Below are 21675 nucleotides of genomic sequence, written 5' to 3'. Positions count from 1 at the left end.
AGATAAAGCTGTCAAAGCTGATAAATAGGAGAGCACCATGACCGACAGGAAAGCCACGCTCTCGGTGGGGGACAAGTCCATTGAGCTACCGGTTTATTCAGGCACCGTCGGCCCTGACGTTATCGACGTACGAGGCCTAGTCCAGGAAGGCGTTTTCACATACGATCCCGGATTCGTATCCACAGCAGCCTGCGAATCGGCCATTACCTACATCGACGGTGCAAATGGCGTTCTCCTGCACCGCGGCTACCCGATTGAGCAGCTTGCCGAACATTCCGACTACCTTGAAGTCTGTTACCTCCTCCTTCACGGCGAGCTTCCGAGCGCCGAGGAGAACCAGAAGTTCCACGACACCATCAAAAACCACACGATGCTGCACGACCAGATGCGGAACTTCTTCCAGGGTTTCCGTCGTGACGCACACCCGATGGCCATCATGTGTGGGGTGGTGGGCGCTCTGTCTGCCTTCTACCACGGTGAAATGGACGTTGCCAGCCAGGAGCAGCGGGAAATTACCGCTCATCGCCTGATTGCAAAAATGCCGACCATTGCCGCTTGGTGCTACAAATATGCCATCGGCCAGCCCTTCATTTACCCGCGCAATGACCTCTCGTACTCCGAGAACTTCCTGCAGATGATGTTTGGCGTACCCTGCGAGGAGTACAAGCCAAACCCGATCCTGGCCAAGGCCATGGACAAGATCTTCATCCTGCACGCGGATCATGAGCAGAACGCTTCAACCTCCACCGTGCGCCTGGCTGGCTCCACCGGTGCCAACCCGTACGCCTGTATCGCCTCGGGCATTGCCGCTCTGTGGGGGCCCGCACACGGTGGCGCTAACGAAGCGGTTCTGGATATGCTGGCCGAGATTGGCGACGAGTCCAACATCGAGAAATTCATCGCCAAGGCCAAGGATAAAGACGATCCGTTCCGCCTGATGGGCTTCGGCCACCGGGTTTACAAGAATTTCGACCCGCGCGCCAAGGTGATGGCAGAAACCGCTCACGAGGTTCTGACCGAACTGGGCCTGGAGAACGATCCGCTGCTGAAGATCGCCCAGCGTCTCGAGAAGATCGCGCTGGAAGACGAGTATTTCGTCAAGCGCAAGCTCTACCCCAACGTGGATTTCTATTCCGGCCTGATCCTCAAGGCCATCGGAATCCCAACTTCGATGTTCACGGTGATCTTCGCCCTGTCGCGGACCATTGGCTGGTTCTCGCACTGGAACGAAATGGTAAGCGGCGATTACCGCATCGGCCGCCCGCGCCAGCTCTATACTGGCTCGGACTCCAGGGATTATCCGACGAAATAAACGTTTCGCTTGTCCGGACGATAAAAAAGCCGCTGAATTCTGCGGCTTTTTTATCGTCTGACCGACCTTTTAGCAGGCTAACGGCAGTCCGCCGGCAGTAGCTTTTCAACAGCGTTCTGGCCATAGCAGCTCCAGGACAGCCCGGAATCGGTTACCTCCGGCTCCAACACGATGTACTCAGACTCTCCAGTTTTATCAACACCCATCTCAATGCCGATCAAACCACCATCATAGACATCGATTGTATAATCGTCACCGGTGCCCCCAAAGGTAACATCACCATAACCAAGCTCCGCCATCGAGGTGGGCCAGACCTGGTGTTCGCTGACATAGGTATCGACAGAATCGGTCACCCCAAGCCCTTCCATATACGCATTCTGGTACCGCACCCTCTCGACGTATTCCTGATACTGAGGAATCGCAACAGCGGCCAGAATACCGACAATGGCCACCACCACGAGCAGGGATGCAGCCCCACCCCCAACCCCGAGCCTCGGTACGAACATAGCGAAAAACCAGGCCAGCTTGCTCCGCCCCGGGTGTGACACCTCACGCCCATCCGACAGTGCAATGGCCGTTGCCATTCGCTTGGTGAGCCAGGGATAGTCTCCCGTTATTTCATTGAAGGACATCCAGAAGCCGTTGGTCACAGCCACCTGCCCCACAAAGGCATCCACATTGATGGTTTGCCAACGGGTATCGCCTGCGGCGATCGCTGCCAAAGCTGCCTTGATGTCGTCCGGTGACTTACAGCAGGCGACTCCGTAACGATCACAGGTGTATTCTTCGGCACGCCGCAACGCGGGCCCAATCACAGGTAACCAGGCTGCGGGCGCCAGCACCGGGCCCCAGGTCAGATGGCGCCGGTGAATATGACCCAATTCGTGACCGATGTAGAAATCAATGGCGTCGGGGCGTGCCTCCAACGCATCAACGACATCCGTGAACAGCACAACAAAATGCCGGCCGAGAAACTTAGTCGCAAGCGCATTGAAGAAATCGGTCCGCAGCAGGTAGGCCTCCGGCACTTCCTCTACACCAACCTTTTCGCAGCAGCGAATAAGCCGGTCATACAGGTCCGGATATTGCTCGCGACTGATTCGAACCCCAGCCCCTTTCAGGTGGGATATGAAAGCTGAGTGGGCAAAAAGAAAGAACACATACCCCACCAGCAGATACAGTAATACGACACCTAGCGTACCCAATATCAATGCCAGCCAGATGACCACAGCGAGAACCGCAGTCAACATCAACAACGGTTTTTCATTTTTGTATACCAGATTCATTTACGTCCCTCATGAATAAACTACAGGCAGCATCACAGCCTCCCCCATTTGCTCAACAGCAAGGACAAGAAGTACCGAGAGACCTCCAAAGGGTTTTCCGACGGCCTGTACGCATCCATGCAGCAAGCCTGCTAAGTATAAGAATGCCTTGAAGCAACCGCTATCATGCGTGAGGGAAATAGGCAAATAGTTTACCGGTCTGTGATTGGCGTCATGAACAAGTCGTCCTTTCCGAGAGCCGAGACCAATGGATGCCCCCACGCATGGTCGAAAAGGGTTTCAATCCGCCCGGCGCAATCTCATAATCAGAGCACACTGACACTCAGCGACTGGAGTACATCAATGACAACAACGGTAGCGTTTATTGGCCTGGGCGTAATGGGCTACCCCATGGCCGGACATTTGGCGAACGCAGGACTCTCTGTCCGTGTCTGGAACCGCTCTTCCGAGAAAGCAACACAATGGGCATCAGAGCATGCAGGAAACGCCTGTGACACGATTGCTTCCGCCGTCAAGAGCGCGGATTTCGTCATGACCTGCGTTGGCGCTGACAAAGATCTGATTGAGGTATTTGAGGGTAAAGACGGAGTTATCGCGAATGCCCCCGAGGGCGCCATCCTGGTTGACCACACCACGGCATCCGCAGGCATCGCAGAACGCCTGGCCAAATCTGCCACCACCCGTAAACAGGCTTTTATCGATGCCCCGGTATCAGGCGGCCAGCAAGGCGCCGAAAACGGTGCACTCACCATTATGTGTGGCGGCCCGAAGCAGGCGTTCGAAAAAGCCGAGCCTATAATGGAGCACTACGCTCGTGCACTCAACCTGATGGGCCCTGTGGGCAGTGGCCAGAAAACCAAAATGGTCAACCAGATTGCCATTGCCGGTCTGGTACAGGGTCTTTCAGAAGCACTGCACTTTGCCGAGCAGGCCGGACTGGATGTGGCAAAGGTGGTGGACGTTATTTCCAAGGGCGCAGCCCAATCCTGGCAGATGGAAAACCGCTCGGGAACCATGATTGCGGGGGAATTCGAACACGGCTTTGCCGTCGACTGGATGCGCAAGGACCTGGGGATTTGTCTGGAAGAAGCAAGAAAAGTGAACGCGTCTCTGCCGGTGACCGCACTCGTGGATCAGTTCTATGCGGATGTACAGTCTATGGGCGGCAAACGCTGGGATACATCCTCTCTTATTCAGAGACTGAGGAAGTTCCGGTAAGTTTTTGAAGTAGAGGCCAGATGAAAGCTTTCATCTGGCCCCGGGTCCATGACAATTACTTTTTCTTGTCCTGCGGCTGCCACTTACCGTTCACGTACCACGCAGACCAGCCCGTCGCCTTGCCGTCTTTTTCAGACATGACGTACTGCTCCTTACTCTTGCGGCTGTAGCGAATCACCGTCGGATTACCCTCGGGGTCACGCTCGGGCGCGTCCATCAGGTAATCGTACTTCGGATCAACTTCCTTCCGGTGGGGTTTGATCTCCATCACCAGGGGCGGCCGCGTTTCCCGGTTTTTCGGAAACTTGCTGGCAGCCAGGAACAAGCCGGACGCACCATCCCGAAGAACGTAAGTGTCATCAACCTTCTGGCACTGGAGCTCCGGCATAGGCACCGGGTCCATCTTGGGCGGGGCTGGCTCGCCATTTTTCAAGAGCTTACGGGTATTCTTGCACTCGGCATTGGTGCAACCAAAATACTTTCCGAAGCGCCCCGTTTTCAGTTGCATCTCGGAACCGCACTTATCGCACTCGAGTGTCGGGCCATCGTAGCCCTTGATCCGGAACGTGCCCTTTTCAACCTCGTAACCCGAGCAATCAGGATTGTTACCGCAGACATGCAGCTTGCGGGTCTCGTCAACCAGGTAACTGTCCATGGCGGTGCCACACTTGGGACAACGACGTTTCTTGCGCAGCAGACGGGTTTCACCCTCACCCTCCACATCATCGTCAGCGCTGACCACCTCGTCGCCGGAAACCAGGTTAATGGTGGTCTTGCAACGCTCCTTCGGTGGCAATGAATAGCCGGAACAGCCCAGGAAGACACCGGTGCTGGCCACGCGAATCTGCATATTCCGGCCGCAGCTCGGACATGGGATATCGGTTTCGGTGGGCGTATTGGCGCGCATGCCACCGTCTTCCGCACTCTCGGCCTTTTCCAGTTGCTGCCGGAAACGGCCGTAAAAATCGTTCAGAACTTTCTTCCACTCGACATCGCCTTCGGCAATCTCGTCGAGCTCATCTTCCATCTTCGCAGTAAAGTCGAAGTCCATCAGATTCGGGAAAGATTCCGACAGACGCTCGGTAACAATCTCGCCCATCTTCTCGGCATAGAAACGGCGGTTCTGCAGCCGCACATAACCCCGATCCTGAATCGTGGAGATAATCGAGGCATAGGTCGAGGGCCGGCCAATGCCCTGCTTTTCGAGCTCTTTGACCAGGCTTGCCTCAGTGTACCTGGGTGCCGGCTTGGTAAAATGCTGACTCGGGTCGAGCTTTTTCAGATCCAGAACTTCGTCTACCTGGATATCAGGCAGAGCAATGTCTTCATCTTTCTTGGCGGCCTGAGGCGCCGCCTTCAGGAAACCATCGAACTTGATGATCCGGCCCCGGGTACGTAGCTCGTAATCGCCGTTAGCAACGACTATCGAGGTGCTCAGGAACTCCGCATCGGACATCTGACAGGCAATAAATTGGCGCCAGATCAGGTCGTAGAGCTTCTCGGCATCTTTCTCCAGGCCACTGATATCGGCAGGACGGCGACTGACTTCGGTCGGTCGAATGGCCTCGTGGGCCTCCTGGGCGCCCTCTTTGCTTCCATAGACACGTGGCTTCTCAGGCAGGTATTTGTCGCCAAACTGCTTCTGAATGTAGGTTCGGCAGCTGCTAACCGCATCCTGACTCAGGTTGGTGGAGTCAGTACGCATGTAAGTAATAAAGCCCGCCTCATAGAGACGCTGGGCAAGCATCATGGTTTTCTTGACACTGAATCCCATGCGGTTGCTCGCCGCCTGCTGCAGAGTGGAGGTAATGAACGGGGCCGACGGACGCGAGCGTGTCGGCTTGTCTTCTCGTTTGGAGACCTCGAAGGTGCCAGCCTTGAGACGGTTGACGTGCTCACTGCTCTGCTGCTCATTAACCGGTCGGTAAGGCTTGTCATCATGCCGGGTCACCTCAAAGCGGACCGGCTGATCAGCCTTGGCAGACGCGAGATCGGCATGCAGTTGCCAGAATTCTTCCGGAACAAACTTCCGGATCTCCCGCTCCCGCTCCACGATCAGCCGCACGGCAACTGATTGCACACGGCCGGCCGACAGGCCTCGGGCAATCTTGGCCCAAAGCAGTGGCGATACCATATAGCCGACAACCCGATCGAGGAAGCGACGAGCCTGCTGTGCATTCACCCGGTTGTTGTCAAGATTGCCGGGATCCTTGAAGGCTTCCTGGATGGCGCGCTTGGTGATTTCGTTGAACACCACGCGTCGGTACTTCTCTGGCTCGCCTCCAATGGTTTGCTGAAGGTGCCAGGCGATAGCCTCCCCTTCACGGTCCAAATCCGTTGCCAGATAGATATGGTCTGCTGATTTGGCCAGACGTTTGAGTTCGCTGACCACCTTTTCCTTGCCGGGAAGGATCTCGTAACGTGCACTCCAGTTCTGATCAGGGTCGACACCCATCCGGGCGACCAGCTGTTCGCGGGCCTTGCGCTTTTTGTGCACCGCCTTCTCTTCGGGGCTCATCTTCCGGGTCAGAGCTGCCTGCTTGGCACGCTCTTTGGGATCGGACTGGGATCCACTGCCACTGACGGGAAGATCACGAATATGCCCGACGCTCGATTTGACGATGAAGTCAGAGCCCAGGTACTTGTTGATGGTCTTCGCTTTCGCTGGTGACTCGACAATTACGAGACTTTTACCCATATCGGAGTTCTGTATCCTTGGCGATAAATCGGTCAATTAATCAGCAAACCGTAAACTCGCTGTAAAATCAGTCGGCTAGAAAACACACATACGCCGCCAATCTGTATAGGCTCACTGTTTTACAGGGTCAAGAATAGCAAGACAACCCATTCTTTGGTTTCAATCCTGCTTTTTTTCACATTCGGGAAGCCTGTCCAGGCCGCCGATTGAAACAGAAAGGCCCGGCATTTGCCGGGCCTTCTGAAACCGCGTACTGAAAACCGCTTAACGGATTACAGACGCTCCCAGACCGTCGCAATGCCCTGGCCCAGACCGATACACATGGTGGAAACACCAAGCTTACCGCCTTTGGCCTGCATTACATTCAGCAGGGTGGTGGAGATACGTGCACCGGAGCAACCCAGCGGATGGCCCAAGGCAATCGCGCCGCCGTTCAGGTTCACTTTCTCTTCCATAACACCCAGTAGCTTCAGGTCCTTGAGGACAGGCAGGGACTGGCCGGCAAAAGCCTCGTTCAGTTCCCAGAAGTCGATGTCTTCGACTTTCAGGCCTGCACGCTTCAGGGCTTTCTTCGTGGCAGGCACCGGGCCATAGCCCATGATCGCGGGATCACAGCCGGCAACGGCCATGCTGCGGATCTTGGCAATCGGCTTCAGGCCAAGCGCTTCAGCACGCTCTGCGGACATCAGCACCATTGCAGCCGCACCGTCGGTAAGCTGGGAAGAAGTACCAGCAGTAACGGTACCGTTCTTCGGATCGAACGCTGGCTTCAGCTGGCTCAGCGACTCGGCAGTGGTCTCGGGACGAATGGTCTCGTCTTCCTCGATCAGCACCTTGAAGCCGTTCTCGTCGTGACCTTCAATGGGCACGATTTCGTTCTTGAAACGGCCTTCTACGGTCGCTTCATGGGCCAGACGGTGGGAGCGAGCACCAAACTCGTCCTGCTGCTCACGGGTAATCCCGTGCATTTTTGCCAGCATTTCCGCGGTCAGGCCCATCATGTTGGACGCCTTTGCGGAATACTTGGACGCAGCCGGGTTGTGGTCGAAACCTTCGGTCATGGGTACATGCCCCATGTGCTCGACACCGCCCACGAAGAACACATCACCGTTGCCGGTCATGATGGCCTGGGCTGCAGTGTGAATCGCGCTCATGGCAGAGCCACACAGGCGGTTCACGGTCTGAGCGGCAGACTCGTGGGGAATGCGGGTCAGCAGGGAAATCTGACGCGCCACGTTGAAGCCCTGCTCCTTGGTCTGGTTTACACAGCCCCAGATAACATCTTCAACTTCTTTCGGGTCGAGCTTCGGGTTGCGCTCAAACAGTGCTTCGATCAGATTGGCGGACAGGGTCTCTGCACGCACGTTCCGGAAACAACCGTTTTTGGCACGACCCATCGGAGTCCGCACGCAATCGACGACGACAACGTCTCTCGGATTAAGGCTCATAGATCTTTCTCCGTTCGGAAATCTCGTTCAGGGTTAGCCAAAGAACTTTTTGCCAGTCTTGGCCATTTCACGCAGCTTCTCGGTCGGGTGATAAAGAGGACCAAGGTCTGCAAACTTGTCTGCCAGTTCGACGAACTTGTCTACACCCATATCGTCGATATAGCGCAGGGCACCACCCCGGAACGGCGGGAAGCCGATACCGAAAATCAGGCCCATGTCAGCATCTGCCGGATCTTCGACAATGCCGTCTTCCAGGCAGCGAACGGTTTCCAGGCACAGAGGAATCATCATGCGGGCGATGATGTCTTCTTCGCTGAACTCGTTCTTACCCTGAACAACCGGCTCGAGCAGCTTGTAGGTCTCTTCATCGACCACCTTCTTCTGCTTGCCCTTGCGGTCCAGTTCGTATTTATAGAAGCCCTTGTCGTTCTTCTGTCCGTAACGGTTGTTATCGAACATCACGTCAATGGCCGTTGTACCTTCGTGCTTCATGCGATCAGGGAAGCCGTCTGCCATTACTTCACCGGCGTGCTTGCCAGTATCCATGCCGACAACGTCCAGCAGGTAGGCGGGGCCCATCGGCCAGCCGAACTTCTCCATGACCTTGTCAACGTGCTGGAAGTCAGCACCGTCACGCACCAGGCCGATGAACCCGCCGAAGTACGGGAACAGAACGCGGTTTACCAGGAAGCCCGGACAATCGTTAACAACGATCGGGGTCTTGCCCATGGCCTTGGCGTAAGCCACGGTGGTGGCGATCGCACGATCACTGGTCTTTTCGCCACGGATAACCTCAACCAGCGGCATCATGTGTACCGGGTTGAAGAAGTGCATGCCGCAGAAGTTTTCCGGACGCTTGAGGTTCTTCGCAAGCAGATCGATGGAGATAGTAGAGGTGTTGGAGGTCAGGATGGTGTCCTCACGAACCGCGTCTTCGGTCTCACGAAGAACCGCGTCTTTCACCTTCGGGTTCTCAACAACGGCTTCGACTACCAGATCTACATTCTTGAAGTCGCCATAGTTCAGGGTCGGCGTGATGCTATTGAGCACGTCGGCCATCTGATCCGGCTTCATCTTGCCCTTTTCAACACGCTTGGCCAGAAGCTTCTTGGCTTCTTTCAGACCCAGGGCGATACCGTCCTGGTTGATGTCCTTCATGATGATCGGCGTGCCTTTCAGGGCAGACTGGAATGCAACACCACCACCCATGATACCGGCACCCAGAACGGCAGCCAGGTTCACGTCGTTGGCTTCTTTTTCCCAGGCCTTGGCCTTCTTCTTCAATTCCTGATCGTTCAGGAACAGGCCAACCAGGCAAGCCGCCACATTGGTCTTGGCCATCTTGGCGAAGCCTTTGGCTTCCACTTCGATTGCCTTGTCACGGGTCATACCGGCATGCTTCTGCATGACCTTGATGGCCTCGACGGGCGCCGGGTAGTTCTTGCCAGCCTTGCCGGCAACAAATGCCTTGGAGATCTCGAATGCCATCATGCTTTCCATGGCATTGAGCTTGATCTTGCCCTTCTTCTCTTCGCGACGAGCTTCGTGGTCCAGCTTGCCTTCGTTGCACTGGTTAATAATGGCAACAGCAGCGTCAACCAGTTTGTCGGACTCGAGCACGGCATCCACAGCACCGACTTTCAGTGCCACATCTGCACGGTTCTCAGTGCCGCCACTGATCCACTCAACGGCATTATCGACACCCACCAGACGGGACAGACGCACGGTACCGCCGAAACCAGGGAAGATGCCCAGCTTCACTTCCGGAAGACCGACTTTGGCCTTCTTGTCCATCACCCGGTAGTCGGTCGCGAGGCACATTTCGAAACCGCCACCCAGCGCCATACCGTTGATCGCGGTAACTGTGGGGAACGGCAGATCTTCAACGGCGTTAAAGACTTCGTTGGCCTTGAGGTTGTTGGCTACCAGATCCTCTTCCGAGCCCGCAAACAGCTCGGTGAATTCGGTAATATCGGCACCAACAATGAAGCTGTCCTTGGAGCTGGTCACTACCAGACCCTTCAGGTTCTTCTGCGCTTTAAGTGCGTCAGTCGCGGCGCGGAGCTCTTCGATAGTAAGACGGTTGAACTTGTTTACTGACTCGCCCTGCAAGTCGAAGTTCAACTGAGCGATCCCGCCTTCGATCTCTTTAACCGTGATGGCTTTACCTTCGTAAATCATCAACTGATCTCCAGTCTGTGTTTGGAACTGCTTCCAGCCGAGCGGTACTTTTTGATTCACCGGCGCGGCTGTTTGTGCAGCGAGATTTCGGTCACTGCCCGATCATCCGATCCAAAAATTCATACAGTCGTTTGAATCGTGAGGGCACACGATGAAAAAAAACGGCGCATTTGTCAATTTGTTTCTTTCAGGAGGGCTGCAAAAGTCCCCAAATTGCCGGGGGCAACCGAAAAAATTCGAGCGGAATTGTTATGTTTCAGTGAACTGGAAGCCACTGCTCAGGGAAAACCGGAACTTCGTCACGCAAATTTCAAAGTTATTTACATTTACGGGCGACAACGCCGCCAAAACTGCTTGATTGGCTGACGCAGTTACTTTACCTTCGATCTACGACTTTGGTCCACAATAATAAAACCGCATTACGGAGACCCATCCGATGAAAGACGCTAACCTGCGGGTACGTTCCCTTGTAGCCGCGCTTATTCTACTTGCACTAACGTCCATGGGTGTCCGCGCCCAAGACAGCGCCGACGGATTTCTCTCCGACCTTCATAATTTCCGGGTCAGTAACTACATGGCACTGGATGCCTACTACCGTTTCAGTGGAACCGGGGACACCGATACCCTGAACGAGATTGTACAGGGCATCAACTCGGCCAATGACTCGATGAATTCCATTGCTGGCAGTGATTCCGGCGTATTGTCTGCCGAGGAAGTAGAAGGGCTCAATCAGGAGTTTGATAAATTCAAGAACCTGATGCGCGACAACATCAACGATGTGCGCAATCAGGGTTATCCGGACCTGCGCCTGGTCTCCGATATGGCCAACCAGGCACTGACCATGAACGAGAAAGCCACCGAGCTCTACCGGGTGGCCCAGGAGAGCTCCCAGACCGATACCAATCCGAGGGTTGAAGCTGCTCGTTCTGCTGCAGTGAAGATGGCACAGATGATGGCCAAGTACTCGGTCAGGACCAACTCCTCGGTGGCCCAGACCTTCCAGGGCTCTTCTACCGAAACACCGCTGGACGAGCAGGCCCGGGAGCTGGATCAGTTGCTGGCATCGGTTATCAAGGGCCAGGGAACACCGGAACTGAAAGCAGCACTTAACGATATCTCATCCAAATGGCAGTTCATTCGGGGATCCTACATCAACTACAATGAAAACAACGTAGGCTTTGTGATCGACCGGTACTCCAAGGGCATCCTCAAAGGGCTGGCCACAACCATTGAGCTTCTCCAGGGTAACGCCTGAACACCTGCCGTCCTTTTCTGGCAGGCGTAATTGCCTGCCAGAAAAGCAGTTTTACGTCTCCGTTTTTGATACCCGTCAGTTTCCCTCTACACTTTCCCGACCTGTTTTAAGGTACTATCCTCATTACAATACCCCGTGTGCGAAGGAGCGATACGATGTCTGCCTATAAAAAGATGCTTGTTGCCATTGACCTCACTGAAGAGGCCCCGCAGGTGCTGAACAAGGCAAAAGCCGTGAGCGAGGCCCACGGTGCCGAGCTGATGCTGGTCCACGTGGTTGAGCCTGTTGGGTATGCCTATGGGGGAGATATCCCGATGGACCTGACGGAACTGCAGGACCAGCTCGATAAAGCGGCCCGCGAACAGTTGGGAACCTACGGCGATCAGTACGGTGTGGCAAAAAACAATCAGGTGGTGACAGTCGGACGTCCTGAGTCTGAAATTCACAGGCTCGCCAAGGAACAGGAGGTGGATCTGGTGATCGTCGGCAGTCACGGGCGAAAGGGTTTCCAGCTATTGCTGGGCTCAACCGCCAACGGGGTCCTGCATGGAACCGAATGCGATGTTCTGGCCGTTCGAATTCATTAACGTCTGCTGAACAGAAGGCCCGGGCCTGGACCCGGGCCTGCACTGACCGGAAGCGGCTATCAGGCCCCCTCGCCGCCCATTTTCGCCTCCAGTTTGCGCAGCTGACTTTCCAGTGAGAAGCTGACACTGGATGCCATTGAAAAGAAATTCAGTAGCGCCTTCAGGTTACTGTCGCCCTTGCAGACCGAGTGAATACGCTGCCACAGGGCCTGGTTGACCAACTGCAACCTCTGATTCCTCTCCACCAGTCCCTTCAGTTCCCAGTCCGGGGTCTGATGATTCCGTTTCGCAAAATATTGCTGCAACAGGTAGTGGGAAACACTACGCATAATAAATTCATCGGTATTTGCGAACGGAAGGTGGTGGACCGCCATCGGCTTGAGCTCCGAAAGCACCGGGCAACCGCTGGTTGCCATTTTCAACCCGAGCAGCGACCGGAGCGCCTCTTCGAGGGCCGTCTGTTTTACATAGCTGCGGCGGTCATCGGTTACTCTTACTTCAACCTTCTGATAGGCATCCTCATCCCGGAAAGCCTCCACCACCGGCAATATTTCCGTTGCCGCCGGGCAGTGGGGAGATTCCGCCGCTTTTAGCGGGCAGTTACTACACTGGCAATGCTCCAGTTTTGTCCATGACGGGAGCGAACCCGACGGCCGGGACGGCTTGTCCGTGACTTTGAATTCGACGGTACGACCGTCCTGAAATCTGAAATCGTAGTGTACGTTCATTGGTTTGCCTGTTCTTCCAGCTCCATCCACCGCTCGATGACCTGCTCCAGACGGTTTTCCTTTTCCGTCAATGCTTCCAGAGTGGCCGAGACTTCATCCGGTGGGCCTGAATAAAAATCAGCCTGGGAAATTCTTTCCTGCAGGCCGGCGACTTCCTGCTCGAGTGCCTCAATCTGCCCTGGCAACTGCTCCAGCTCGAGTTTGAGTTTGTAGCTCAGTTTAGCGGGTTTGCTTTTCTCAGACTGCGTTCCCGCTTTTATGCTATCCGCGGCTTTCTGTGATTCGGCCTTGCCAGTATCACCAGAGGTTTTACTGGATTTATCCTGCTTGTCCGGTCGATTACCGGTGGCTTCTGACGGGAAACAGCCGCCCTGTCGACGCCAATCGGTGTAGCCACCAACGAACTCCCGCACTTTGCCCGATCCATCCAGGAAAACCGTTTCGGTGATCACATTATCAAGAAACTCACGGTCGTGACTGATCACGATCACGGTGCCGGCAAATTCCGCCAGCTGTTCTTCCAGCAACTCCAGCGTTTCCACATCCAGATCGTTGGTTGGCTCATCAAGCACCAGGATATTAGCGGGCTTGCTGAACAGCTTCGCCAACAACAGTCTGGCACGCTCACCACCAGAAAAGACGCTTACCGGTGATCTGGCGCGCTCCGGGGTAAACAGGAATTCCTGCAAATAGCCAAGCACGTGTTTGCTCTGGCCATTAATGTCGATGAACTCCCGGCCCTCGGACAGGTTATCCAGTGCGTTCCGTGTCAGATCCAGCTCACCTCGCAACTGATCAAAGTAAGCAACCTGCAGATTGGTACCCAGACGAATAGAACCCTCGGTTGGTTCCAGATCTCCCAATAAAAGCCGAACAAGGGTCGTCTTGCCCGTGCCGTTCTCGCCAACAAGCCCGATCTTGTCCCCGCGAAGGATGGTAAGATTCATATCTCTTATTACCGGCGCGCCACCCGGATAGGCAAAACCCGCGTCCCTGGTTTCAACCACCAGCTTGCCAGACCGCGCCGCGTCTTCCACGGCAAAGCTGGCGGTTCCACCCCGCACCCTGCGTTGCCGGTGCTCCTCGCGCATGGCTTTCAGGGCCCGAACACGCCCCATATTGCGAGTCCTGCGAGCCTTGATGCCCTGACGAATCCAGGCCTCTTCCTGCTTCAGTCGCTTATCGAACAACGCATTCTGCCGCTCTTCCTCTTCCAGCGCTTTCTCTTTCAGATCCAGGTAGCGATCATAGGTGGCGGCAAAACTCACCAGCTTTCCCCGATCCAGCTCCACAATTCGGGTCGCCATGCGCCGTATGAACGCACGATCGTGGCTGACAAACAGCATAGCGCCGCGGAACTGGCCAAGGGCCTCTTCCAGCCAGGCAATTGCCGGTACATCCAGGTGGTTTGTGGGCTCGTCCAGCAACAGTATGTCCGGATCGGCAACCAGTGCCTTGGCCAGCAAAACGCGGCGCTGCCAACCGCCGGACAGAGTATCCAGCGTCTGGTCCGGATCAACGCCGTACTGTCCGAGAATGGTGGTGACTCTCTGGTCCAGGCGCCAACCATCCAGAGCCTCCAGGCGCTCCTGAACCTTCATCAGCCGGTCGAGACTCGCCTCATCGGCCTGCTGGGACAGCTGATGAAATTCAGCGAGCAGCTGGCCTGTTTCCGGAAAGGCCCCGGCGACAACTTCATAGGCGGTACGGGTATCTTCCGAAGGCAGGTTCTGTGGAAGTACCGCCAGTACAGCGCCATCGTCAAGACGCACCAACCCACCGTCGGGTATCACTTCCCCGCTGACAATCTTGAGCAGGGTCGATTTCCCCTCGCCGTTTCGTCCCAGCAAACACACGCGCTCGCCGGCATCGATAACCAATGAGGCCTGATCAAGCAGCGGGTGCATTCCATAAGCCAGGGAAACTGAGTCCAGCGTTAACAGTGGCACGTTTGGTTCTACTCCGATTTGTTGACAGTGACGGGATCACCCACCCGAATAATGCCCGGTGATTCATGAATGGCGTTCTGGCCGAAGATGACGCCCTCCTGGGTTCTGCGATAGCCGGAGAGCGTCCTCAGGGGCTGCAAGGCGGCATCCTTCTGGCCCGTGGAAGGATCCACGGTGGTCATGACACAGCGCGAACAGGGCTTTACGATGCTCAGGCGGTTGTCGCCAATGCTCAGGCTCTGCCACAGATCTTCATCCCAGGCCCCTGCCCCCTCAACCACAATGTTGGGGCGGAATCTGCGCATCTCCACGGGCACTTCGAGCCGGCTATTCAGCTCTGCCAGGGAGGCGGTATTTGTAACCAGAAAGGGAAACCCGTCGGCGAAACCCACCCGGCGGTAGTCGGTGACCCGGCCCGCATCAACTCGGCGGAAAGAGCTGTCCGGCATAAAGACCAGGCGAACAGGCTTACCGCAGAAACGGCTCAGGGCAGCGTTTGCCTCGGGCAACCCCGTCCGGGCCTTGACCCAGTCTCTCCAGACCAGAACCCGAACCTCTTCCTCTGCGGCACTCAGGACAAACTCGCCCTCATCGGGAATGCTGATCACGACCCGGTCACCTTCCAGACGGGTTCCGACCCGGGCAAGTTCCGGGTGCTCCCTCTGGGTAACAAACCGGCGGTCATCATCCACGATCATCCATCGACGGTCCCCAACTGGCCCGAAGTCATCGGTACTAAAACAGGTCACTTCAATGCCAGACAGGGATTTGACGGGGTACACGAACAGCGAATGGACCTTCATGGCGGGCAGCCTCCCCAAAGAATCAGGATACGCAACAGGCTGCTGAGTATACCTGACCACACACCCCGGCGCCGAGTTTGGAGGTGCCCGAAAACGAAAAAACCCGATCCTTTTCAGGACCGGGTTTTTTGAATCTGGAGCGGGAAACGAGATTCGAACTCGCGACCCCAACCTTGGCAAGGTTGTGCTCTACCAACTGAGCTATTCCCGCAATGCTGCTCGGCTGTTACCGACAACGGACGCGTATTCTACGGATCCCGACGAAGCCGTCAACCACTTTTTTTCAGGTTTTTTCCAGCCAGCGTCTTGTTGTCGCATTTCAGGAAACCGGAACTGTGCAGCCACTCCTGGTCGGGGTAGTACTTGAACACCAACTGGCCGCCCTTCAGGTTGTCCACCACACGCTTGACGATCTGGTTATCCACCGCCGGGCAGCCGTGGCTCCGGCCTATGCGGCCGTATTTGCTGACCCAGTCCTCATTCACATAATCGGCGCCGTGAATAACGATGGCTCGCTGCCTGGCAAGATCGTTGATGCCCGGCTCAAGACCATCGAGCCTGAGCGAGTAACCGTGCTTACCGTAATAGGATTCCCTGGCCTGAAAAAGCCCGATACTGGACTGGTAACTGCCCTCAACATTGGAGAAGGCGGTCGATTCGAAATTCCCTGAATTCTTGCCGTGTGCGACCAGATCACGCAGCAACAACTCACCCCTTTCGAGGTCAAAGATCCACAGTCTTTCCTGGCTGGACGGCAACGAGAAATCGATAACCGCGAGCCGCTCGGGCATCTGAACACCATTGGAGACAGCACAACGAGAGGCGTTGATCGCTGTCTTGAGAACCGCCGTGTCAATTTTAGGCGCGGCTGCACTGAGGCGATCAAGAAGCTGGTCATCCAGAGAGGCGCCAAACGATGAAAGAGGTAGCGCAGCACACACAGCCAAAAGCAGGCCTGCGGGCGAAAAACGCCGCGTTTTTTGCATTTCACGTCCCCGATAAAATAATTGAAGGCCGCGAGAGTCGTATCGCGAGCCCGTCATAATTCATTGTTGCGCATTTTATCAGGGAAAATTGCTAACCCCGTCAGAATGTACGTTTTTCATACAAAACTTTAAGGAAACAGCGATTACCTTACTGGCCAAACCTGCGCCCACCCTCGAGGTACTCCTGCTCTTCCTGTGTTGAAGTTCTGCCCAGGGCCTTGTTGCGGTGGGGGAAACGGCCATACTGCTGGATGATGGACCGGTGATCCCGGGCGGACTGCAGGAAGCTGCTCATAAAATCGGCCAGAATCCCCTGGGTAGACCGCGCAAGCTGTTCATAACATTCCACGGACGTATCCTGATCCTCCTTGAGCTCGGAATGCTGAAGGGGCATATACAGGAATGCCCTGTGGACCGGATCAAGCATCATATCCTGGCCTTTCTGCATCGCTTGCCGGCAGAGCTTTCTTGCCTGACGGTCCTGGTCAAATGCCATGGCGCCGCCGCGGAATATATTCCGGGAAAACTGGTCAAGCAGGATGATCTCGGCGAGTATCCCGCCGGCCTCACGGCGCCAGTGGTCCAGCCCCTGCTCGGATGCAAACAGAACCATCGACAAAAAACGCCGACGGATTTCCTGGTCGAACCTGCGATCGGACCGGAACCACTTGTTCCGATGATCACTGTCTGGCAGCCCATGTTCGTCCAATTCGCCAAACCAGAAATCCAGAATCTCTTTCCAATCGAACATTCACCGTCACCCTGTTACTTTAGTTATGGTCGGTCCTTATATCGCGGCCGGCACTCCGGACTTACGACAGGCTCTATTAAATTGACTACTCCAGGAGAGGCAATGAACAGCCCCCGCATTATTCTGTTGGCACATGGAAGCAGTGACAAGCGCTGGTGTGAAACCTTCGAACAGCTTGCTGCGCCAACCCTTGCGTCTATCGACAACGCTCGGGTTGCCTACATGGAACTCGCAGAACCATCCATGGACACGGTCATAAAGGAAGGTGTTTCGGAAGGCGCCACCGAGTTTACGATCATCCCCTTGTTCCTTGCAGCCGGACGCCACCTTCGCAAGGACGTTCCCGCCATGATTGAAGAACTCGAGAAGGCACATGGCGCAACCATCCAACTTGCGCCGCCGATTGGAGAAAACCCTTTACTGGGACAGGCGATCCGGGATGTTGTTATGCTTCAACTGGAACAGACGCCAGCCTGAGCCGGGCGTTCTGAAAGCCGATTCGGCGGGCGGTGCGCGACAGGAGCAACAATTATGTCGAAAAGGATTCTGATTACCGGTGGTACCGGATTTATCGGCCATGTTCTGTGCCGTGAATTGCTGGCAAGGGAGTATGAACTCACGGTTTTCAGCCGGCAACCGGCGGAAACCGTCAAGTCCTGTTGCGGTCGGGTTCAAGCGATCCGCGACCTGCAACAGCTTCGCGCCCATCCGGGTTATGATGCCGTGATCAATCTCGCCGGTGAAGGTATCGCCGACAAACGGTGGTCTGAAGCCCGCAAGCAGGAACTACGGGACAGCCGGATAGGTGTGACCGAAACGCTGGTTGAGGTCATCCGAAGTTGGGAACGGGCACCGGAAGTACTGGTCTCAGGCTCGGCTGTTGGCTTCTACGGGGACCAGGGGGCTGCAAAGGTAACCGAAGACACCCGCCCCAACGATGAATTTACTCATCGACTTTGCCGCGACTGGGAAAACGCCGCCAAACCTCTGGCCGACGATGGCGTGAGGGTGTGCTTCTCCCGCACGGGTGTAGTGGCAGGCCCGGGCGGAGGTTTCCTTGAACGGATGATTCTACCCTTCAAGCTTGGGCTTGGCGGGCGCCTGGGAAGCGGTACGCAGTACATGCCCTGGGTACACCGCGACGACGTCGTTGGCGCTCTTATCTGGATGATGGAGAACTCAAGCGCCTCCGGCCCGTTCAATGTGGTGAGCCCTAACCCGGCAACCAACGCAGAATTCACCCGAAGCCTGGGTAAGGTTTTGCACCGCCCCACTCTTTTTCCGGCGCCAGCGCCGGTGCTGAGGGTTGCCCTGGGAGAAATGGCCCGCCTTCTGCTCACCGGACAGAACGCTATTCCAGAGAAACTTACGAGGGAAAAGTTTGAATTCCGGTATCCCGATCTGGAGCCGGCATTGGCTCAATGCATTGCTCTCGGATCATCCCGGTGATTTTTTTCACAAAAGGCGTTGACACCGTTCCGGAGCTTTCTTAATATACGCGCCACCTCGACGAGGCAAGGTGTTGAAAACGTTGCGTCCCCTTCGTCTAGTGGCCTAGGACTCCGCCCTTTCACGGCGGCAACAGGGGTTCGAACCCCCTAGGGGACGCCAATTTTTCTGCCTTGATGTTTCGGAAAACCGAAGTTTTCCGATGACCTCGTCAGACCGGCTTCTGACCGTGCTTCCCTTCTTTTCGATCCTGGCGTCCGTGCTCCTTCTGATCTTTCATCACGAAGATGCCAACACCCACGAAAAAGCCAACCATCAGCAGTACAGTGGCAATACCCGCGATCACAACGGCGTCCATATACATGTTGTTTCTCCTTCCGGTAATTAACTTGATTAAACTCAGGTTACGCCCGGCATGCCCGCAAGGTATTGATCCAGGTCAACGTATTTGTCAGACCAGATGTACGCATAAATACTGAACCACAACACATTTCCTTCGATTTTTCCTGCATTTGCAAGGCATTTGAAAGAAACTGCTGCTATAGTCGGAAACAAAGGAAGTGTCCGATCTCCTAACCGGTCTGGGTGGCTGAAGTTCAAGACATGCCAAAACTGTCGACGCGTCTTCAACGTTTTCGCACAGGCTCGCCCCTGTCTTTCAGGCTGCTGGCCTGGATTCTTCTGTTCAGCTCCGCCTTTACACTGGTGGCCTCCGCCCTTCAGATCTATTCCGACTATCGAAAAGATCTCTCGCAGATCGACAACCGCATGCAAGTGGTTGAAGCCGGCTATGCATCCAGTCTGGCCCGCAGTCTGTGGGCCCTGGACCAGAAACTGCTGCAAACCCAGATGGAAGGCATACTCAGTTTGCCCGATGTGGTTCATTTGCGGCTGAGGATCGAACCCGATTCCGAGCTGGTTATGGGAGAAATCCCGCGGGACGCAAAAACCACCTCCCACAGTTTCAATCTCGTTCATCAGGGCGATGAAATGTTCAAACTGGGTGAGCTGACGGTGACCGCAGACCTGGACCGGGTCTACGATGAACTCAAGCGGAAGGTGGGGGTCATTCTGCTGACCCAGTTCCTGAAGACGTTCTTTGTTTCGATCCTCATTATCTGGATCTTCCAGCATTTCGTGGCACGCCATCTGACTACCATGGCGAATTACGCTCGGGACTTTTCGCTGAAAACCACTTCGAAGCCACTGACGTTGGACAGACCCAACACCCCATCGAACCGTAACGACGAGTTGGGTCGGGTCACAGACGCCATCAACCAGATGCGCGAGCGACTGAACGCAGACATGGAGCGCCAGCAAAAGGATGCGGCGGAAATCCGGAAGTTTTCCAAAGCCATTGAATAAAGCCCCTCCTCGGTCCTGATCTGCGATCGCCAGTGGCGTATCGAATTTGCCAACCAGAAATTCACCCAGTTAACCGGCTATGAGGCTGCGTCGATCATTGGCAAGCACCCTGGCGCACTCGGGGACAACGATATTGAAAACCGTGAAAGCAGACACCTGTGGCAATCCATCCGTCTGCAGGTGCAGCGCGTCGGGGTCTGGCAGGGTGAAGTCAACAGCGTGCGCCGTAATGGTGAACGCTTCTGGGAGCAACTGATTGTCACCCCAATCAAGGACGAGTCCGGCGGCACCACCGGTTACCTTATCCTGGGTGAAGACATCAGTATCCGCAAACGCTATGAACAGCAGCTCTTGCGCCAGGCCAACTACGACATCCTGACCGGGCTGCCCAACCGGATGCTGGCCCTAGACCGTCTGAAACTGGCACTGGCACAGGCACGTCGCGAAAGCACCCTCGTGGGCGTGATGTTCCTCGATCTCGACAACTTCAAGCACATAAACGACACCCTCGGCCACGATGCCGGCGACAACCTGCTGATTGAGGCAGCCCGAAGAATTTCCAGCTGCCTCCGTGGCACCAGCACCGTTGCACGGCTGGGGGGCGATGAGTTCCTGGTGATCCTGCCGGGGCTGACTGGCCCGGAGGCTTCGTCGCAGGTTGCAGAGCGTATCCTGAAAACCTTCTCACCCCCCTACATACTCAATGGGCAGGAGGTGTTCGTAACCACGAGCATCGGCATCGCTATTTTCCCGACGGACTCAGACAACAGCGGCACGCTGCTGCAACACGCCGATGCCGCAATGTACCAGGCCAAACACAAAGGCAAGAGCTCCTTCGCCCATTTCGCCCCGGAAATGACCGAGGTCTCCCACGAGCGCCTGAAGATGGAGTCCAGCATGCGCAGGGCACTGGAGCTCAAGGAATTCGAACTGTATTTCCAGCCGATCGTGAATACCGATTCCGGCACGCTTTGCTCGGTTGAGGCCCTGCTGCGCTGGAACAACCCGGCCATGGGCATGGTGATGCCCGACCGGTTCATTCCGCTGGCCGAGGAAACCGGTCTGATTACCCCCATCGGCGAGTGGGTCCTCGAGGAGGCCTGTCGGGCCGCCATGGGATGGAAGCATGCCACCGGCAAAGACATTGGTATTTCCGTGAACGTGTCGCCGCGTCAGTTCCGGGATCCGGGCTTTACCGAGGCCGTTATGCACGCCCTCTCTACCAGCGGTCTGGCACCGGAGCAGCTGGAACTTGAAATTACCGAACGACTGATTCTGGACAACTCCATTGAAACCGCCGAAATCCTGCGCCAGTTGGACAAGGCCGGGATCCGATTGTCAGTGGACGATTTTGGGACAGGCTACTCTGCCCTCAGTTACCTGAAGAGCTACCCGTTTGATACCCTGAAAATTGACAAGTCCTTTGTCCAGGATGTCATGAAGGAGCCCGAGGATGCCTCACTGGTGCGGGCTATCATCAACATGGCCCACAGCCTGGGCCTGCGAGTGATCGCAGAAGGGGTGGAAGAAGAGGCTCAGACCCACTTCCTGAAAAAGGAAGGTTGCGACTTCTCTCAGGGTTACTTCTACAGCCGCCCCCTGCCGGCACCGGATTTTGAAGCCTGGCTGGCCAGCAATCATCGGGTATAGATCGAAAAT

At 55.7% G+C, this 21675-nt stretch carries 16 protein-coding genes, 2 tRNA genes and 1 pseudogene; 8 read left to right on the top strand and 11 right to left on the bottom strand.

Annotated features, from left to right (window positions below):
* The first annotated feature begins 37 nt into the window (after positions 1-37).
* Positions 38-1312 carry a citrate synthase gene (gene gltA / locus ACO06L_RS02315; protein WP_202346701.1) on the top strand — a complete coding sequence of 425 codons (1275 nt, stop codon included), beginning with the start codon at positions 38-40 and terminating at the stop codon, positions 1310-1312.
* A 77-nt stretch (positions 1313-1389) separates the two neighbouring features.
* On the opposite strand, the gene ACO06L_RS02310 is transcribed toward gltA, so the two are convergent.
* Positions 1390-2598 (bottom strand): M48 family metalloprotease, encoded by a 1209-nt coding sequence (locus tag ACO06L_RS02310; protein WP_202346702.1) that lies wholly within the window; start codon positions 2596-2598, stop codon positions 1390-1392.
* Positions 2599-2940: 342 nt separating this feature from the next.
* Here ACO06L_RS02310 and ACO06L_RS02305 point away from each other — a divergent pair, with 342 nt between their 5' ends.
* Complete coding sequence (locus tag ACO06L_RS02305; protein ID WP_202346703.1) at positions 2941-3816, top strand: NAD(P)-dependent oxidoreductase; 876 nt, start codon at positions 2941-2943, stop codon at positions 3814-3816.
* Between the two features lie 55 nt (positions 3817-3871).
* Here the strand turns inward: ACO06L_RS02305 and topA are convergent, their stop codons facing one another.
* From topA to fadB, 3 genes are all read right to left on the bottom strand, one after another.
* Positions 3872-6514: a type I DNA topoisomerase gene (gene topA, locus ACO06L_RS02300; RefSeq protein WP_202346704.1), complete on the bottom strand. Its 2643-nt coding sequence runs from the start codon at positions 6512-6514 to the stop codon at positions 3872-3874.
* Positions 6515-6786: 272 nt separating this feature from the next.
* Positions 6787-7962, bottom strand: coding sequence for an acetyl-CoA C-acyltransferase FadA (gene fadA, locus ACO06L_RS02295; RefSeq protein WP_062784509.1), 1176 nt, complete (start codon positions 7960-7962; stop codon positions 6787-6789).
* A 33-nt stretch (positions 7963-7995) separates the two neighbouring features.
* Entirely contained in the window at positions 7996-10143 is a 2148-nt protein-coding gene (gene fadB, locus ACO06L_RS02290; protein WP_202346705.1) for a fatty acid oxidation complex subunit alpha FadB, read from the bottom strand.
* A 436-nt stretch (positions 10144-10579) separates the two neighbouring features.
* On the opposite strand from fadB, the gene ACO06L_RS02285 reads away from it, so the two are divergent.
* Together ACO06L_RS02285 and ACO06L_RS02280 are read left to right on the top strand one after the other, a co-directional pair.
* The gene (locus ACO06L_RS02285; RefSeq protein WP_202346706.1) at positions 10580-11398 is read left to right on the top strand and encodes a hypothetical protein; all 819 of its coding nucleotides are present in this window, start codon (positions 10580-10582) and stop codon (positions 11396-11398) included.
* A gap of 155 nt (positions 11399-11553) precedes the next feature.
* A complete protein-coding gene (locus tag ACO06L_RS02280) occupies positions 11554-11985 on the top strand; it encodes a universal stress protein (RefSeq protein ID WP_064228088.1) in 432 nt (143 codons plus the stop codon).
* A gap of 59 nt (positions 11986-12044) precedes the next feature.
* On the opposite strand, the gene ACO06L_RS02275 is transcribed toward ACO06L_RS02280, so the two are convergent.
* The 6 genes from ACO06L_RS02275 to ACO06L_RS02250 all read right to left on the bottom strand — a co-directional run bounded on the left by ACO06L_RS02275 (position 12045) and on the right by ACO06L_RS02250 (position 17202).
* The gene (locus tag ACO06L_RS02275; protein ID WP_064228087.1) at positions 12045-12713 is read right to left on the bottom strand and encodes a DUF6901 family protein; all 669 of its coding nucleotides are present in this window, start codon (positions 12711-12713) and stop codon (positions 12045-12047) included.
* The gene (locus tag ACO06L_RS02270) at positions 12710-14662 is read right to left on the bottom strand and encodes an ATP-binding cassette domain-containing protein (protein WP_064228086.1); all 1953 of its coding nucleotides are present in this window, start codon (positions 14660-14662) and stop codon (positions 12710-12712) included. Before ACO06L_RS02270 ends, ACO06L_RS02275 begins: the two co-directional genes overlap by 4 nt.
* A gap of 8 nt (positions 14663-14670) precedes the next feature.
* Complete coding sequence (locus tag ACO06L_RS02265) at positions 14671-15465, bottom strand: MOSC domain-containing protein (RefSeq protein WP_064228085.1); 795 nt, start codon at positions 15463-15465, stop codon at positions 14671-14673.
* 135 nt (positions 15466-15600) lie between these two features.
* A tRNA-Gly gene (locus ACO06L_RS02260) sits at positions 15601-15676 on the bottom strand.
* A 58-nt stretch (positions 15677-15734) separates the two neighbouring features.
* Positions 15735-16451 (bottom strand): murein L,D-transpeptidase catalytic domain family protein, encoded by a 717-nt coding sequence (locus tag ACO06L_RS02255; RefSeq protein ID WP_064228084.1) that lies wholly within the window; start codon positions 16449-16451, stop codon positions 15735-15737.
* A gap of 148 nt (positions 16452-16599) precedes the next feature.
* A complete protein-coding gene (locus ACO06L_RS02250; protein ID WP_202346707.1) occupies positions 16600-17202 on the bottom strand; it encodes a DUF924 family protein in 603 nt (200 codons plus the stop codon).
* Between the two features lie 102 nt (positions 17203-17304).
* On the opposite strand from ACO06L_RS02250, the gene ACO06L_RS02245 reads away from it, so the two are divergent.
* The 3 genes from ACO06L_RS02245 to ACO06L_RS02235 all read left to right on the top strand — a co-directional run bounded on the left by ACO06L_RS02245 (position 17305) and on the right by ACO06L_RS02235 (position 18813).
* Positions 17305-17679: a sirohydrochlorin chelatase gene (locus ACO06L_RS02245; protein WP_064228082.1), complete on the top strand. Its 375-nt coding sequence runs from the start codon at positions 17305-17307 to the stop codon at positions 17677-17679.
* Between the two features lie 54 nt (positions 17680-17733).
* Complete coding sequence (locus ACO06L_RS02240; protein ID WP_064228081.1) at positions 17734-18651, top strand: TIGR01777 family oxidoreductase; 918 nt, start codon at positions 17734-17736, stop codon at positions 18649-18651.
* Positions 18652-18737: 86 nt separating this feature from the next.
* A tRNA-Glu gene (locus ACO06L_RS02235) sits at positions 18738-18813 on the top strand.
* A 49-nt stretch (positions 18814-18862) separates the two neighbouring features.
* Here ACO06L_RS02235 and ccoM read toward each other — a convergent pair.
* Complete coding sequence (gene ccoM / locus ACO06L_RS02230; RefSeq protein ID WP_202346708.1) at positions 18863-19015, bottom strand: cytochrome c oxidase subunit CcoM; 153 nt, start codon at positions 19013-19015, stop codon at positions 18863-18865.
* Between the two features lie 239 nt (positions 19016-19254).
* Here ccoM and ACO06L_RS02225 point away from each other — a divergent pair.
* Positions 19255-21666, top strand: a pseudogene (locus ACO06L_RS02225) (EAL domain-containing protein).
* Positions 21667-21675 lie beyond the last annotated feature (9 nt).

Source organism: Marinobacter sp., from assembly GCF_965229985.1.
Classification (GTDB): Bacteria; Pseudomonadota; Gammaproteobacteria; order Pseudomonadales; family Oleiphilaceae; genus Marinobacter.
The sequence above is the reverse complement of the archived record's forward strand: the minus strand, read 5'-3'. Positions and strand labels throughout refer to the sequence as shown.

Excerpts from the sequence above, each read along its gene's own strand:
- ACO06L_RS02285 (WP_202346706.1), top strand. The coding sequence starts at position 10,580 with ATGAAAGACGCTAACCTGCGGGTACGTTCCCTTGTAGCCGCGCTTATT.
- gltA (WP_202346701.1), top strand. The coding sequence starts at position 38 with ATGACCGACAGGAAAGCCACGCTCTCGGTGGGGGACAAGTCCATTGAG.
- ccoM (WP_202346708.1), bottom strand. The coding sequence starts at position 19,015 with ATGTATATGGACGCCGTTGTGATCGCGGGTATTGCCACTGTACTGCTG.
- fadB (WP_202346705.1), bottom strand. The coding sequence starts at position 10,143 with ATGATTTACGAAGGTAAAGCCATCACGGTTAAAGAGATCGAAGGCGGG.
- ACO06L_RS02255 (WP_064228084.1), bottom strand. The coding sequence starts at position 16,451 with ATGCAAAAAACGCGGCGTTTTTCGCCCGCAGGCCTGCTTTTGGCTGTG.
- ACO06L_RS02240 (WP_064228081.1), top strand. The coding sequence starts at position 17,734 with ATGTCGAAAAGGATTCTGATTACCGGTGGTACCGGATTTATCGGCCAT.
- ACO06L_RS02275 (WP_064228087.1), bottom strand. The coding sequence starts at position 12,713 with ATGAACGTACACTACGATTTCAGATTTCAGGACGGTCGTACCGTCGAA.
- ACO06L_RS02265 (WP_064228085.1), bottom strand. The coding sequence starts at position 15,465 with ATGAAGGTCCATTCGCTGTTCGTGTACCCCGTCAAATCCCTGTCTGGC.
- topA (WP_202346704.1), bottom strand. The coding sequence starts at position 6,514 with ATGGGTAAAAGTCTCGTAATTGTCGAGTCACCAGCGAAAGCGAAGACC.
- ACO06L_RS02310 (WP_202346702.1), bottom strand. The coding sequence starts at position 2,598 with ATGAATCTGGTATACAAAAATGAAAAACCGTTGTTGATGTTGACTGCG.
- fadA (WP_062784509.1), bottom strand. The coding sequence starts at position 7,962 with ATGAGCCTTAATCCGAGAGACGTTGTCGTCGTCGATTGCGTGCGGACT.
- ACO06L_RS02305 (WP_202346703.1), top strand. The coding sequence starts at position 2,941 with ATGACAACAACGGTAGCGTTTATTGGCCTGGGCGTAATGGGCTACCCC.
- ACO06L_RS02245 (WP_064228082.1), top strand. The coding sequence starts at position 17,305 with ATGAACAGCCCCCGCATTATTCTGTTGGCACATGGAAGCAGTGACAAG.
- ACO06L_RS02250 (WP_202346707.1), bottom strand. The coding sequence starts at position 17,202 with ATGTTCGATTGGAAAGAGATTCTGGATTTCTGGTTTGGCGAATTGGAC.
- ACO06L_RS02280 (WP_064228088.1), top strand. The coding sequence starts at position 11,554 with ATGTCTGCCTATAAAAAGATGCTTGTTGCCATTGACCTCACTGAAGAG.